Genomic DNA, 14115 nt, shown 5'->3' with positions numbered 1-14115 from the left:
TATGTTTAAATGGCTACCTCTTTCCCAAACAACTGCGTTAAATGTTGTCGCGCAGCATCATCAATCTGCTGTTTATCAACCTTTATATACGCCACTTGCTGGTCAGACATCACCACGACCTCTTCAATACCACGAATTGACAATAACTGAGAAGTCCAATTATCGGTTTGTTTATCCTCAGGTAATCGCAAAACGATTGATGTCAAATATCGTGGTTGAGCCAGCCCAAAACTAATGAGCAACCAAAGTATAGCAATAGCTGCTAAAACACTCCAACCCATTGTTGTATTATTGAGCAAAATTAATTGCCCACCGAGTGTACCACCAAAAAAAGCACCTAAAAATTGAGCACTTGCGTTGACACCCATTGCTGTTGCTTTGGACTGAATCGGTGCAGCTTTGGACAACCATGAAGGTAATAAGGCTTCCATCACATTAAAAGCAATAAAGAATAAGCCCAGACCGAGCAATAAAATATATTTGGATTCATAACCAAATATAAGAATAACCAGACCAGCAATAATGCCTGCAATCGCTGTGAGAAAAATACTGCGCATCTTGCGGTATTTTTCAGCAAGAATAATGCTTGGAAAAGCAAAAAATAAGCTAATCACCAACAGTGGTAAATACACAATGCCATGTTTGGCTAAAGGAATACCTGCAAAGTTAATCAACTGAGAAGGCACATAAATAAACATGGCAGTGAGCAATAAATGCAACGCGAAGACTGAAACATGCAAACGATTCAGATCACCCATTTTTAACACTTGTTTGAGCTGATTGAGATAGCCTTGTTTAAAGTTCTTATGATGACGAGTAGTTTTTGGCACCAAAAACAACATTGAAATTGCCAACAACCCCATCACGGTCGTGACCCAAAAAAGTCCTGAAATACCGACTAAACTGGTTAGCCAAGGTCCAAGGCTAAACGCGACTACAAAAGATAAGCCGATACTCATACCCATCACAGCCATGGCTTTGGTGCGGTTTTCTTCACGAGTCACATCTGCAAGCAATGCCATGACAACCGCTGATACAGCGCCAGCCCCTGCAATCGCTCGTCCAAGGATCACACCATAAATGCTTTCAGACATGGCTGCAATTGCACCACCTAAAGCAAATAACAGTAACCCAAATACAATCAATGGTTTTCGACTAAAACGGTCTGCCCATAAACTGAAAGGAATTTGCAGAATTGCCTGACTTAAACCATAGACACCCACTGCCAAACCAATCAAGGCTGGTGTCGCATATTGATAAGACTGCCCCACCACGGAAAACACAGGGATAATCATGAACAGCCCCAGCATGCGTAAAGCAAAAATACTACTTAATGCAAAGGTCGAGCGGCGTTCTAAAGGATTCATCATATCTACTGGCTTATCAAAACTGGCGAGCTAATTTTCAAACACATCATCGCATATTGTGGCAACTTTGTGGAAACATTGCGCATAAAAAAGAGCACTTTCAAAGTGCTCTCCCATTGTAATCTCTTTTATTAAAAAAGGATTAATCTTGTTGTTCAATTCGCTTGTTATATTGGATTGATGCAATCACAGCCCAGACAATAAAGGCAACACCGATCAATCCTGTCACCACCTCAGGTACATGGAGTCCAGTGCCGCTTGCAATCATAATAAAAGCTAAAGCACCAATCGCATAATGTGCGCCATGCTCAAGGTAGACATAAGCATCAAGTGTACCTTTATCGACAAGATAAATCGTCATTGATCGAACGAACATTGCACCGATGGCCAAGCCCAACATGATGATAACCACATCAGAGGTAATTGCAAAAGCACCAATCACACCATCAAAACTGAAAGAGGCATCAAGGACTTCTAAATAAATAAAACCGCCGATACCTGCTTTGATGACACCTGTTGGAGCGCCATTGGCATCGTGACCTACGGCATTGCCCTCTTCATCAACTTCAGGTTCACCACCCAATAAATGACTCAGCACTTGCACACCAATATAAATGACAATACCCCAAATACCTGCCATGGTCACTACAAGACGTTTTGCCTCTTCAACATTGGCTGCCATCACCAACAAAGCAATGAGTGCGAGGAAAACCGACATCGCAGGCACATTGGCTAAATTTGCTAAACGCTTTTCAACCCACTTAAACCAGTGCGTGTCTTTACCTTCATCCAAGAAGAAGTTTAAGAAAACCAACAATAAGAATGCTCCACCAAAAGCAGCAATTTCTGCATGATGCGCTAATAATTTTGCTGAATATTGGATTGGATCATTTAAAGCCATTTTCACAACTTCAACCATGCCCATATCTGCGGTCACTGCAACGATCACAACAGGGAAAACCAGTCGCATACCAAATACGGCAATCAAGATCCCAACCGTTAAAAAGATCATTTTCCAAAAATGATCCCAATTGCGTAATACAGAGGCATTGACCACAGCATTGTCAAAAGACAAAGACACTTCCATCACAGCCAAAATCGCTGTAATCGTCAGTGCAGACAGCATGGCTTGGACACCTGCATTGGGACCATGGGTAAAGCCCCAATATGCAGATATAGCCAAACACACAACCGTAAAAAAAATTGAGAAACCAAAATGTTTCATCATGAGAATACGACCTACGGAGAATAGTTTTTTAATCAGAACACTGAAATAAAAATTGGGTTTTTAATACGCACATTATGACGACTTTTTTAGGTTTCTCCAAAAGTTCTTTGTCATATTTTTATGCAAACTCAGTTGAATTTTCTGCATTCAAATACCTAAACCAACCTAGAGTTGTTATAGTCTTGCCAGTTCAAAATGACTTTAATTGCTTGAATGATCGCATAGGAAAATAACATGAGTTTTTCTCAACAGCTTTGGCAACGTAATCTTGCCTTATATAACAAAACATTAGCTTTACCATTTAATCAAGAACTTGCTACAGGCACATTAAGCAAAGACGTTTTTTGTCATTATGTGATCCAAGATGCCCATTATTTAGTGGCGTATGGACGTGCGTTGGCTATTTGTGGTGCAAAAGCCTTTGATGCTGACGATATCATTCAATTTACGCAAGGCGCGAAAGAAGCCATTGTGGTTGAACGCAGTTTGCATGATGGATTTATGCAAAACTTCGGCATCAGCAAAGCTGATTTTGAAAACACACCACTGACGCTTGCTTGCCATCACTATACCTCTTTCTTAACAGCGACAGCGTGGTCAGAAAGCTATCCTGTGGTATTGGCATCATTACTGCCTTGTTTCTGGATTTATGCTGAAGTCGGTAAAGATATTGTCAACAAATCTGTCGCCAATAATCCTTACCAAGCATGGATCGATACCTATTCTGGTGAAGAATTTAATGAAGCGGTTAAAAATGTTTTGGCAACTATTGACCGTATTGCTGAACATTGTGATGCCGCAACACTTGAGAAAATGCATAAAGCCTATACCAAAGGTGCTGAGTTAGAATGGTTATTTTGGGATGGTGCTTATCATCAAAGACAATGGTTAGGCTTAGATCAGTAATTTATAGATATAATGCTTCCCACTCTCCCTTATACATATTAAGTTTTGGGATAGTGGGCGTTGAAAATGTAATAAAAAAGAGTGCCAAAGCACTCTTTAAAACAAAGGGATTAATTCAAAATTCTACTTTAAATTAATCTGATAAATTGCTGTACTACCGCTCACCTCGTTACCCACAATCAACATTGGTTTAGCATTCGGTGAATCTTTCGCAGAAACAAACGTCAGTCCTTCAGGTCCTAGATCACTCTTTTCAATTAAAATAGATTCACCTTTGGAATTGACATAAGTTTGATCTTGTTTAAAAGTACGGTTGTTAAAATACTGCACAAAAGCAGGTTTTTGAGGATTACTAATATCATAAACCATAATCCCACTTTGACGCTCTAAGCCAATAAAGGCAAAGGTTTTCTTACCAATCGTCCCTAAAGCCAAACCTTCGGGTTCAGGTCCTTTATTATCACTACGGTCATCAAAAGCAGCCGCTTCATGATCACTGTTAAAGTAATTTGGAAATAACTCAGCAACTTTACGTTCAAACTCACTGCCTGAGTCCCAAACCAATTTACCTTGTGTGTCCCAGATACTAAATGAGCGTGCGCCATAGCTATACAGTTTGTTATAGGTCAATAATCCGTTGGCATCTAGTTTGGGAGAACCATCGGTATTGGTTTCATACCCCATATTCCATGCAATATTTAAACGCCCCAATTGGTCGTCCTCACGGCATAAACCTGGACCAGTTGCTGTTGCTCCACAATATGCAAAGACTGTAGCATCCAATTTGGCTCCTTTTACCCCAGCAACAAGATGAGTCAAATGCGCAGGATAATCCCCTTTATTATTAAAACCTTTGACATTGAATAAATGCTTCATTCGAATTGCTTCTGCAAAACCTTTACTTTGGTCTCCAGCATAATATGCAGTTGTGTCATTTAACCATTCACGTGAGTCACCCTCATTTGCGGTCACTAAGTAACTGGTACCATTGGCTTGATAGTGGGCAATTGAATCAGGCTGATACATTCCCAGCAAACCTGGCCAAGCTTGAATATTAATTTTTTTATCTTTATCACTGACATCCAAAGCATTATTTGCCAGACCATGATCTTTATAGCCCAATGGTAAAATATCAGTCACTTTTTTTGCGACAATATCAATTTTTGCAATGGCATTATTTTCTTGTAAGCTTGCCCAAGCAGTTTTTCCATCTTGGCTAACTGTAATGTATTCAGGTTCTAAGTCTTGAGCGACTGTCGCTTTTGGACCAAAAATTCGTACACCTGATTTAATCAACTCTGCTTTTTTATCATTAAATGCTTTGAAGTCTGCAACAGTTGCGGTTGGCTGACGAATATTCGTGATATCAATAATGCTGATTGAGCCTTCAGGATCAATACTATAATCATCATTAGGCTCAGCCTCATTGGCAACCAAAACTGTTTTACCATCTGGGGTAAAAGTCAGCATATCTGGTAAAGCACCCACTTCAACTTTACTGATGAGTTTTAAATCCTTAGCATCAAAAAACGCCACCAACCCTTTGTCAGTTTTTTGCTTGGCTTGAACAGCAAGCGCAACAATACCATTTTTGATCGCCACAGAATTTACTTCTGACTCTGCCAAGGCTTCACGAGCAGAGAGCTCGCCAATATGAACTGGTGCATCTGGCTTAGACACATCAAGTACATCGACCAAACCTTTTTTGGCGTTGACCACAAATACTCGTTTGGTGCTTGCATCATAAGCAGGAATTTCTGCTGCGCTTTCAGCAAAAACACCTGTCTCATAACGACCTAATAGACTTAGGCTAATACTTTCAGGTGTTGCCTCCTCAACCACTGGTGGTGTTGATTGATCATTGTCATCATTACATGCCACCAGTCCCACAGAAAGCATTGCTAAACACAATGCAGAAATCTTTAAGTTCATGCGCCAATCCGTTGTAGTTTAAATTTTCACCACTATAAGGATTAGGGGTGTAAATTTCATGACCAACACATTACACTTTTATTGCAGTTTCTTGACCTTTGACACAGTATCTTTGGCAAAAGCATTTTAAATGTGGGTAAGCTTACTCAGTGATCAAATTTTAACTTTGCACAGAAATCAGTGCATTCAGATCAACTGTACAATGCCTCATTTTTTGACTCATGTACCAAAGCTCATTTATCTCGCTGGTTCAACAACGATTTCATACAGATTTAAGCTGAGCATTGTTTTAAACTATTCACAAAATTGACTTATTTCAGTTCTATGACTGCAACGCCATCGCACAGCAAATTACAGCCTAAATTTTATTTATTGGTTTTTTTAGTTTCGATCGGCTTTTTCATGCAAGGCTTGGATACCACGATTATCAATACAGCCTTGCCTGCAATGGCGGAAAGTTTGCAAGAAAATCCATTAAAAATGCATGGTATTGTCATCAGCTATGTATTGGCTGTTGCCGCCTGTATTCCTTTGAGTGGCTGGTTGGCTGATCGCTTTGGAGTACGTAATACTTTTTTTATCGCAATTGTGATTTTTACCAGTGCCTCTTTGGGTTGTGCGCTATCCAACAATTTCAATTTGCTGATCGCATTCCGAGTCATTCAAGGCATAGGTGGTGCACTACTGGTTCCAGTAGGTCGTTTAGCCATGTTAAAAATTATTCCTCGTGAACAATTTCTTTCAGCAATGAGTCTGATGAGTTTGGCAGGGCTACTCGGACCATTGATGGGTCCTGTTTTAGGAGGGTGGCTGGTTGAATATGCTTCGTGGCATTGGATTTTTTTGATCAATTTACCGATCGGAATCTTAGGGACATTTGTCACCTTTAAAGCCATGCCCAATGTCAAAGAAGCTTCAGTGAAATCTTTCGATTTCAGCGGTTTTGTGTTTTTAGCCATCGCGATGGTGGGTATGGCTCTCGGTATTAAAAATATTGCCAGTAAAGAGATCTCTCGAAACTTCAGTATCGGCTTACTTTCTATCGGCATCATTGCAGCATGTATTTATGCTTATCATGCCCATACGCATCAGAATGCACTATTTCGTAGCCGTTTATTTAAAAATAAAATTTATGCCATCGGTGTATTGGGAAATTTCTTTGCTCGTTTTGGTGGCAACGCAGTGCCTTTCATTTTACCGCTCATGTTACAAGTGGCTTTTAAAATGGAGCCTTTGATGACAGGGATCATGATGACACCAATTGTATTAGGCTCATTATTTTCCAAACCCATCATCCGCCCTATTTTACAACGCACAGGCTATCGTCCATTTTTATTGGTCAATACCTTGTTGATTGGTGCATGTATTGCCAGCTTTGCCTTGCATACCGTCGATACGCCACTTTGGCTGCGCACTCTACACTTCTTTGTTTTTGGTTTACTCAATTCATTGCAGTTTGTGACCATGAATACGTTAACGCTGAAAGATTTAACTCAACAAGACGCCAGTAGTGGTAACAGTTTCTTGTCGATGATTATGATGCTTTCAATGAGTATTGGTATTGCCTTAGCAGGCACATTGTTGAATACTTTTACCGTATATTTTACAGAGACACATATTACTCAAGCTTTTCACTATACGCTGATCTGCTTAGGTGCGATCAATATTATCACTGCTTTAATTTTCTTTCAGATCCCAAAAGATACCCGAGATTAAACTGTTCAAAATAAAACTGAATAAAGAATAAGGACACATCATATGATCATTCCAAGATATTGGGCAGAAGCAAAAATAACAACACAATACGAAAAACGCCAAGTCACCATCAAACGATTTGGTTGGTCAGATTTGAGTATGCATGATGCACTAATACATGCAGAAACACGTGTTAAAGAGGCACTTGAGCAACTTAGATCAGGACAGAACATTCGCAAACTTGACCATAAAATTCCTTATAATGGCAGTGAAGGTTTGCCCATTCGTGAAGAAATTATTCAACAACACGATGATGTGGTGATCACACGTAATTCTTATGGTGCACTCTGTCTCAATACGCCCGATGTTTTATTTGCAGACATTGATTTTAATTACGCGCCGAATAGTCGACTGTATTTTTTTAGTTTTATATTGCTCTTTTTCATCAGTATCGTCTGTACTGTATTACTTAAAACATGGTGGATATTGCTACTCGGCGTGTTTTTTTCCATTGTACTCAGCAAACAAACTGCCGAAATATTGTTGAGTATTCAAAATAAATGGAAGGGTTCACCAGAACAACAAGCCTTAAAATCCATTCGTCAATTTTCTATGCAACATCCAACTTGGCATTTACGTGTCTATCAAACCCCAAAAGGCTATCGGGTCTTGGTCATGCATCAGCTCTTTGAACCTCGCAGTGAAGAAACTCAACAGTTTTTTATTGCACTACAAGCCGATCCAAACTATGTGCGTATGTGTAAGAACCAAAACTGTTTCCGAGCAAGGATTAGTCCGAAACCGTGGAGAATTGGTATAGATGCCTTACGTTTAGGGGTTTGGCCAGTTCAAGAAAACCGTATGCTTGACCGAGACAGATGGATTACTGAATATCAAGCACGTGCCAAAAAATATGCGTCATGTAAATTTATTGAACAATTGGGTAGTCAAATGACGCACCCTAAAGCGAAACGCGTACAATCAACACATGATCAATACTGCAACGCGACGATTAATCTAGAAATTGCATAACATTGGCAACAGGATGATTTTTGTGAAACACCAACCTAAATATCGTTCTATCTTCACCAGTATCGGATGTATCAGTTTATTGGGTATCGCCAGTTACTTGGCTGTGTTTTATCCACAAAATGCTGGTGCTCAAGATTATGTTATTCGTGGTTTCGATGTATCACATCATCAAGGTGAGATCGATTGGAAAAAAATCTCTCCTCAGCAGTATCAATTTGTTTATCTCAAAGCCACTGAAGGCGGAGATTATCAAGATGATAAATTTCAGGATTACTGGTTAGAAGCACGTGAACGTGGTATGCGTGTAGGTGCATATCACTTTTTCCGTTTGTGTCGAGACGGCGCAATTCAAGCACAAAACTTTATCAAAACAGTACCCAATAAAAGTAATGCCTTGCCCCCTGTCATCGACTTGGAATATGACAGTGCCTGTATCAACACTTACACCAAAGAGCAATTACTGAAACAAATCAAAATCATACATGATCAGTTGCATCAACATTATGCTAAACAACCCATTTTTTACACGTCCAAAGTATTTTATAACATGGTTCTTACAGGCGAATTTAAGGACACACCGATTTGGATTCGTGAGTATAAAGATAAGCCTGATTTAAAAGATGGTCGTGAATGGACTTTTTGGCAAAATACCAATCAGGGAACAATTCAAGGTATTGCTAAAAATGTTGATTTAAATGTTTTTTATGGAGATGCTGAACAGTGGAAACAGTTTTTACAACAGAATAAGTTAAATTAGCCAACCATCATCTCGACACAGACTGTCGCAGATTCGCTACCAAACACCAAATTCACCACTTACAACAAATCAAGATCGGTTAGAATAAACACACAGCGCTGTAACACTGTGTCATTCATGAGAAAAATCATCCATATCGACATGGATGCATTCTATGCATCTGTGGAACTACTTGAACGTCCTGAATTAAGGCATTTACCTGTGGTGATTTCTTCACATCACCCTCGGGCGGTGATTGCTGCGGCATCTTACCCTGCCCGTGAGTTCGGCTTACGCTCTGCCATGTCGATGTCACAAGCGAAAAAACGTTGCCCACAAGTCTATGTGATTGAACCTAATTTTGAAAAATATCGTGATGTTTCTCGTCAAATTCATGAAATTTTTCAAAAATATACATCACTCATTGAACCTTTGTCTTTAGATGAAGCTTATCTTGATGTGACTGAAAACTTACTCAATATTCCCAGTGCCACAGAAGTCGCTGAACGAATTCGTGCTGATATTTTCCAACAAACGGGTCTTACTGCATCCGCAGGCGTTGCACCAAATAAATTCCTTGCCAAAGTCGCTTCAGATTGGAACAAGCCCAACGGGATTTGCATCATTAGACCCAGCCAAGTGCAAAATTTTATTCAAGATTTAGCCCTAAAAAAAATTCCTGGCGTGGGTAAAGTTACTCAAGAAAAACTCAAAAGTTTAAATTTAGAAACATTGGGCGACTTGCAAAAAATTGAAGAAAATATCTTAATTCATCATTTCGGTAAATATGGCAAACAGTTGTTTTTATATGCTCAAGGCATAGATGATCGACCTGTACAAGCAGAACGGCAACGTCAGCAAATTTCAAAAGAAACCACATTTGATGACGATTTTAATCTCGAACAATGTGCAATCTATTGGGACAATTTAATCTCAAGGGTTTGGCTCAGTTTAGAAAAGAAACAGATGCAAGCGCGAGGTGTGACCGTCAAACTGAAATTAAAGAATTTTCAGGTACTACAACACAGTAAGAGTTTTAAGACTGCACTTAAATCACCACAAGAAATGACTCAAGTGGTTCAAATCTTATTGAATGAAATGCAGATTCCTGAGCATTTTCAATTCCGTTTAATTGGCGTGGGTCTATACCAACTCACAGATCTACAAGACGAGTCACAATTGTCATTGTGGTAAAGTACATTCATGTTCGGAAAGAAAATCTTCAACCCATTCTGTCACTTGATCTGCAAAAACATGAGCTAAATCATGCTCACCTTGTGGAATGACATGCAATATTGAATTTTTGATTTTGTCCTGCAAATATTCACCGACTTTAACTGGACTGATTGGATCTGAATCACCCCAGATTAATAGAACAGGGCAAGAAATCTGGGTTAATACATCATCCAAATAAGATCTATGATCCATAAACCAACTTGGCACAGCAAAAGTTTGGCGATAGTCTTCTCGCCAATCCGTCACATGAAATGGAGCTAAATTGATTCCTCCTGAAGTTGCAACCAATACCAGTCCCTTAACCCATTCTGGTTTCTGCAATGCTGCTTGGACAGCAAAGATGCCTCCCATAGACTGCGCAATCAATATCGATGGTTGTTCAATCTGATCAAGGACATAAGTCTGTAGATCTTCAAAACTATGAATTTGAGGGTGATCTGGGTATCCCCCAAAGCTTGGATAGGCAATCACGGTTTTTGCATAATTCATCGACAAGTTTTGCATCACAGGTTGCCAAAATTCAGTACTTCCAGATGCACCCGGTAAAAAGATCAAATTCATTTAGACTTCACTTTGAGCTTTCAAACAATTAATCGCCGCTTTTTGCTTTAGCACGTTGATAAGCAGGTCGCTGTTGAATGCGTTCCGCATAAGCTGCAATTTGAGGCATCTTATTTTGAGTACGTTGCTGCATTGCTATCACAGGGAAGCTCATCTGAATATCCGCAAAGGAGAACTCCCCTGCCGCATAATCATGCTGGCTAAAATAGTCTTCCAAGAATGCAGAATGCTCTTTTAAACGTGGATTGATAAAACCACCACGTACCCCTTCGGAGATTTTTTTTGCTATCGGTCGAATCAAAAACGGTACATGTTTCGGCATATTGGTCATCACCAAAGTCATCACCAAATAAGGCATTAAAGAACCTTCTGCATAATGCATCCAATAGTTATATTGCATCAGATCTTGAGGATTCTGAGGTTTAAACTGATTTTTGCTATCATAGGTCGTTTGAAGATAGTCTAAAATTACCGCAGATTCAGCAATTGTTAAATCACCATCCGTCAACACAGGAGACTTTCCAAGTGGATGAACAGCTTTTAACTCTGGCGGTGCAGCTAAGGTAGGCAAACGCTTATAATGCTTAATTTGGTATTCAAGCCCCAACTCCTCCAAAGCCCAAATAATCCGTAACGAGCGTGATTGATCCAGATGATGTAATGTAATCATTTTTATTGCCTCAATTATTGTGTTCTGACTATAGATTGATCTTGGCTTTTCAACAATTGAATTACTCTATTTTTAACACTTTTTTAAGTGTGCTCTGGAATGACTGTGTTTATAATCTGTCTGAATATCAGCCATACTGAAAATAAAAATGAAGCATTTACTCGGTTTAACTCTATTATTGGCATGCGCCAATGCATATTCCTATCAGCCCAAACTTATTTTGCTTGGAGCTATTGAGCCCCAAGGTCAAGCCTTTATTGACAGTAAGGCAAATAAAGTGATTCGTGATTCATTTAAACAAGCGGTGATCTACGAAAAATATACTGCGCCAATCAAACGAAACACTGATCTGCCTTATCAATCTGTGATTAAACAACTTATTGTCGACTGTAAAGGGAAAACTATTGCCCTCCGAGGTGCTGATTACTTTGCAGGACAAACCTCAAACAGCAAACTCGTAAAAAAATTTGATGACATTACCTTGAGTCATGACGGCGAAACTGGTGCTGCGTTTTATTCTTTTGATGATTTAGATTTTAAGCCCTTAAACCAAGGTCAGTTTTATACACAAATTTATGACATCAGTTGTAAATAAGTTATCAGCAATATTGACCAGATAAAAAAAGACACTTTGTTACTCAACAGAATGTCTTTTCCAAATCAAATTGTTTTTTCAATATCACTCAAATAATCGAGGTATTGATTTCTACACTACGTAACAAGGTTTTGGTGACGGGTGTTTTTTGGCAAATGTCTAATACCTTTTGGTGCAACTCTTCTGATAAAGCATTGGCAAATGATAAACGGCGTTCAATCCATTCTTTACCTTCTTTGTTGGCATTAAAATCTGCTTCAACTGTGAACTCGCCCAAATCAAAACCTTTATGTTGCGCATACATCCGTAACGTAATCATCGTACAGGAAATCAAACCCGAACAAACAAAATCATAAGGTGCTAAACCTTTGTCTTGCCCACCAAAAGATTCAGGTTTATCAGTAATCAGTTGGTGCTTACCACTGAGCACTTCGCCAGACCATGGTTCTGGATAAGTTTTTACTTTTGCATTTGCAATAATTGCCATTTTATTTTCCTATAATATTGAAATTTTTATTTAACCTTCGTTTAGATGAAACTTTGTAAGCTCAGTATTTGCGCTAAGGGATGAGCCTTTAACGCAAATTGTTTAATTTAAGCTCCTGTCTCAAGATCAGCAATCAATCATGGCACCGATTACTTCGATGGTCGCATCTTATCTGGAAATGCTGGGGCTTCTAAACGTGGACCATCATAATCAGGAATTGTTCCAAAACGGGCATCTTGATTGATCCATTGCTCTGTCGCTGTTTTCAGTTCCTCTTGAGTACGCCCCACAAGGTTCCACCACAATAAAATAGGCGACTCAAAGGGTTCTCCACCAATCAACAACAAACGAGAACCTTTCGGAAGTTCCACTTCAATCTGGGAGATTCCAGGTTCCAGCACCACCATATTGTCACTATTTAAATCGTGACCATTGACGATTGCATCACCCTCTAAAGCCATAAATCCATACTCAAATTTTGGATTAAGTGGAATACGGGTTTTGGTCTGTTCTTTGGCAAAAAAATCAATGCCCAATAATTCTGTATGAACTTGGACTGGAGACACGGTATCCATAAATTCACCAACTAATACAGTGAATTCAATATTGTCTTTTTCTACAATTGGCAAAACTGGATAATGGTCAAATTGAGGTGCCATATTGATTTTATCATCAGGCAAGGCGATCCACAGTTGTGCCGCATGCATTCGGGTTTCGGTATCAGGTGCAACTTCTGTATGAGAAATTCCGTAACCTGCCGTCATCAAATTAACTTGCTTTGGGCGAATCAATTGTTTTGAGCCAATGCTGTCTGTATGCATCATTGTGCCTTCAATCATCCACGTAAAAGTCTGTAGCCCGATATGTGGATGTGGTCCAACATCCAATCCATCTCCCTGAGGAAATGTCACTGGTCCTGCGTGATCTAAAAAGCACCATGCCCCTATCATACGTTTCTGACGACTTGGTAATGCACGTTTAATGACAGTGCCTCTGCCTATTTCTGCTGAGCGAATTGGAAAATCTTGAATAAATTGATTCACATATTTTTCACAATCGTCAGAATTAGAAATCTCGGTATAGTTGGTATTGGTCATTTTGTTATCCTAAAGTTGTTCATCAGCTCAGGATGTTCTTTCAACATCTGCTATTTCAATATATCTAGCCTATCGGTTTTATATCCATCAACCTATAGCTATCTTAATACGCTGAATACTATGAATAGGACAATAATAGTGTGGTTTTTGTTATGAGGATGGTGATGCTCCACTGGTGATGTTGTATTTTCTGATATTGGCTTGCGCTTAAAATGCTCTAGACCTAATCTCCATCCAACACCATCCATTTTCAGAACTTTTTGTTTAAGGTGCTGGCGGCGGTGTTAGGTTTACAAATAGTCCAGTAAATCGACGGACGATCGGTAAAAATATCAATACCGTTGGAAAGGCAATCATCCATGAAAATAGCCAGACATCGAACCATTTTGTAAAAAATGCATCAAACCATCCCACATTTTTCCATAAATTAATCATAGAAATAGTGGCACTCATTAATCCTGAAAGGAAAAATGGCATCAACCAATTGGCATATTTTGCGGGTAATTTGGGAATTTTACCCACGATCATTGTAGATTTTGCTTGCATTATACCAACACTCTAAATGTATCTGTT

Annotated in this window: 14 protein-coding genes; 6 read left to right on the top strand and 8 right to left on the bottom strand. The window is 39.3% G+C overall.

From position 1 onward, the window contains the following. Positions 1-5: 5 nt before the first annotated feature. Both ACINWC743_RS11095 and ACINWC743_RS11090 read right to left on the bottom strand, forming a co-directional pair. Positions 6-1370: an MFS transporter gene (locus ACINWC743_RS11095; RefSeq protein ID WP_009585507.1), complete on the bottom strand. Its 1365-nt coding sequence runs from the start codon at positions 1368-1370 to the stop codon at positions 6-8. A gap of 139 nt (positions 1371-1509) precedes the next feature. Continuing rightward, entirely contained in the window at positions 1510-2592 is a 1083-nt protein-coding gene (locus ACINWC743_RS11090) for a DUF475 domain-containing protein (RefSeq protein ID WP_010590906.1), read from the bottom strand. Between the two features lie 237 nt (positions 2593-2829). Between ACINWC743_RS11090 and tenA the strand changes: the two genes are divergently transcribed. After that, on the top strand, positions 2830-3501 hold the full coding sequence (gene tenA / locus ACINWC743_RS11085; protein ID WP_005035207.1) for a thiaminase II: 672 nt from the start codon (positions 2830-2832) through the stop codon (positions 3499-3501). Positions 3502-3624: 123 nt separating this feature from the next. Here the strand turns inward: tenA and ACINWC743_RS11080 are convergent, their stop codons facing one another. Continuing rightward, positions 3625-5433: a choice-of-anchor I family protein gene (locus tag ACINWC743_RS11080; protein ID WP_009585509.1), complete on the bottom strand. Its 1809-nt coding sequence runs from the start codon at positions 5431-5433 to the stop codon at positions 3625-3627. Between the two features lie 324 nt (positions 5434-5757). Here ACINWC743_RS11080 and mdtD point away from each other — a divergent pair, with 324 nt between their 5' ends. The 4 genes from mdtD (at position 5758) to dinB (ending at position 10090) form a co-directional block, all read left to right on the top strand. Continuing rightward, entirely contained in the window at positions 5758-7149 is a 1392-nt protein-coding gene (gene mdtD, locus ACINWC743_RS11075) for a multidrug transporter subunit MdtD (RefSeq protein WP_009585522.1), read from the top strand. 42 nt (positions 7150-7191) lie between these two features. Beyond that, positions 7192-8160, top strand: a complete 969-nt coding sequence (locus ACINWC743_RS11070) for a hypothetical protein (RefSeq protein ID WP_009585508.1) — start codon at positions 7192-7194, stop codon at positions 8158-8160. A 13-nt stretch (positions 8161-8173) separates the two neighbouring features. After that, entirely contained in the window at positions 8174-8917 is a 744-nt protein-coding gene (locus ACINWC743_RS11065; RefSeq protein ID WP_009585484.1) for a GH25 family lysozyme, read from the top strand. Positions 8918-9034: 117 nt separating this feature from the next. Continuing rightward, positions 9035-10090 carry a DNA polymerase IV gene (gene dinB / locus ACINWC743_RS11060; RefSeq protein ID WP_009585518.1) on the top strand — a complete coding sequence of 352 codons (1056 nt, stop codon included), beginning with the start codon at positions 9035-9037 and terminating at the stop codon, positions 10088-10090. On the opposite strand, the gene ACINWC743_RS11055 is transcribed toward dinB, so the two are convergent. Together ACINWC743_RS11055 and ACINWC743_RS11050 are read right to left on the bottom strand one after the other, a co-directional pair. Beyond that, a complete protein-coding gene (locus tag ACINWC743_RS11055; RefSeq protein WP_009585463.1) occupies positions 10079-10693 on the bottom strand; it encodes an alpha/beta fold hydrolase in 615 nt (204 codons plus the stop codon). The genes dinB and ACINWC743_RS11055 overlap by 12 nt on opposite strands. A gap of 28 nt (positions 10694-10721) precedes the next feature. Further along, the gene (locus ACINWC743_RS11050) at positions 10722-11363 is read right to left on the bottom strand and encodes a glutathione S-transferase family protein (protein ID WP_009585462.1); all 642 of its coding nucleotides are present in this window, start codon (positions 11361-11363) and stop codon (positions 10722-10724) included. A gap of 148 nt (positions 11364-11511) precedes the next feature. On the opposite strand from ACINWC743_RS11050, the gene ACINWC743_RS11045 reads away from it, so the two are divergent. After that, positions 11512-11958, top strand: coding sequence for a surface-adhesin E family protein (locus ACINWC743_RS11045; protein ID WP_009585513.1), 447 nt, complete (start codon positions 11512-11514; stop codon positions 11956-11958). Positions 11959-12046: 88 nt separating this feature from the next. Here the strand turns inward: ACINWC743_RS11045 and ACINWC743_RS11040 are convergent, their stop codons facing one another. The 3 genes from ACINWC743_RS11040 to ACINWC743_RS11030 all read right to left on the bottom strand — a co-directional run bounded on the left by ACINWC743_RS11040 (position 12047) and on the right by ACINWC743_RS11030 (position 14088). Beyond that, a complete protein-coding gene (locus tag ACINWC743_RS11040) occupies positions 12047-12445 on the bottom strand; it encodes an OsmC family protein (RefSeq protein WP_005035190.1) in 399 nt (132 codons plus the stop codon). Between the two features lie 149 nt (positions 12446-12594). Continuing rightward, on the bottom strand, positions 12595-13542 hold the full coding sequence (locus tag ACINWC743_RS11035) for a pirin family protein (protein ID WP_009585489.1): 948 nt from the start codon (positions 13540-13542) through the stop codon (positions 12595-12597). 264 nt (positions 13543-13806) lie between these two features. Beyond that, complete coding sequence (locus ACINWC743_RS11030) at positions 13807-14088, bottom strand: DUF2798 domain-containing protein (RefSeq protein ID WP_009585524.1); 282 nt, start codon at positions 14086-14088, stop codon at positions 13807-13809. Positions 14089-14115: the final 27 nt, after the last annotated feature.

Source organism: Acinetobacter sp. WC-743 (assembly GCF_000335555.1).
In the GTDB taxonomy this organism is placed as follows: domain Bacteria; phylum Pseudomonadota; class Gammaproteobacteria; order Pseudomonadales; family Moraxellaceae; genus Acinetobacter; species Acinetobacter bereziniae.
Note: the sequence above shows the minus strand (reverse complement) of the source record. Positions and strands in the feature narration are given on the sequence as shown.

Bases quoted from the DNA above. Each gene is read 5' to 3' on its own strand.
- ACINWC743_RS11095 (WP_009585507.1), bottom strand. From the start codon at position 1,370: ATGATGAATCCTTTAGAACGCCGCTCGACCTTTGCATTAAGTAGTATT.
- ACINWC743_RS11090 (WP_010590906.1), bottom strand. From the start codon at position 2,592: ATGAAACATTTTGGTTTCTCAATTTTTTTTACGGTTGTGTGTTTGGCT.
- tenA (WP_005035207.1), top strand. From the start codon at position 2,830: ATGAGTTTTTCTCAACAGCTTTGGCAACGTAATCTTGCCTTATATAAC.
- ACINWC743_RS11080 (WP_009585509.1), bottom strand. From the start codon at position 5,433: ATGAACTTAAAGATTTCTGCATTGTGTTTAGCAATGCTTTCTGTGGGA.
- mdtD (WP_009585522.1), top strand. From the start codon at position 5,758: ATGACTGCAACGCCATCGCACAGCAAATTACAGCCTAAATTTTATTTA.
- ACINWC743_RS11070 (WP_009585508.1), top strand. From the start codon at position 7,192: ATGATCATTCCAAGATATTGGGCAGAAGCAAAAATAACAACACAATAC.
- ACINWC743_RS11065 (WP_009585484.1), top strand. From the start codon at position 8,174: ATGATTTTTGTGAAACACCAACCTAAATATCGTTCTATCTTCACCAGT.
- dinB (WP_009585518.1), top strand. From the start codon at position 9,035: ATGAGAAAAATCATCCATATCGACATGGATGCATTCTATGCATCTGTG.
- ACINWC743_RS11055 (WP_009585463.1), bottom strand. From the start codon at position 10,693: ATGAATTTGATCTTTTTACCGGGTGCATCTGGAAGTACTGAATTTTGG.
- ACINWC743_RS11050 (WP_009585462.1), bottom strand. From the start codon at position 11,363: ATGATTACATTACATCATCTGGATCAATCACGCTCGTTACGGATTATT.
- ACINWC743_RS11045 (WP_009585513.1), top strand. From the start codon at position 11,512: ATGAAGCATTTACTCGGTTTAACTCTATTATTGGCATGCGCCAATGCA.
- ACINWC743_RS11040 (WP_005035190.1), bottom strand. From the start codon at position 12,445: ATGGCAATTATTGCAAATGCAAAAGTAAAAACTTATCCAGAACCATGG.
- ACINWC743_RS11035 (WP_009585489.1), bottom strand. From the start codon at position 13,542: ATGACCAATACCAACTATACCGAGATTTCTAATTCTGACGATTGTGAA.
- ACINWC743_RS11030 (WP_009585524.1), bottom strand. From the start codon at position 14,088: ATGCAAGCAAAATCTACAATGATCGTGGGTAAAATTCCCAAATTACCC.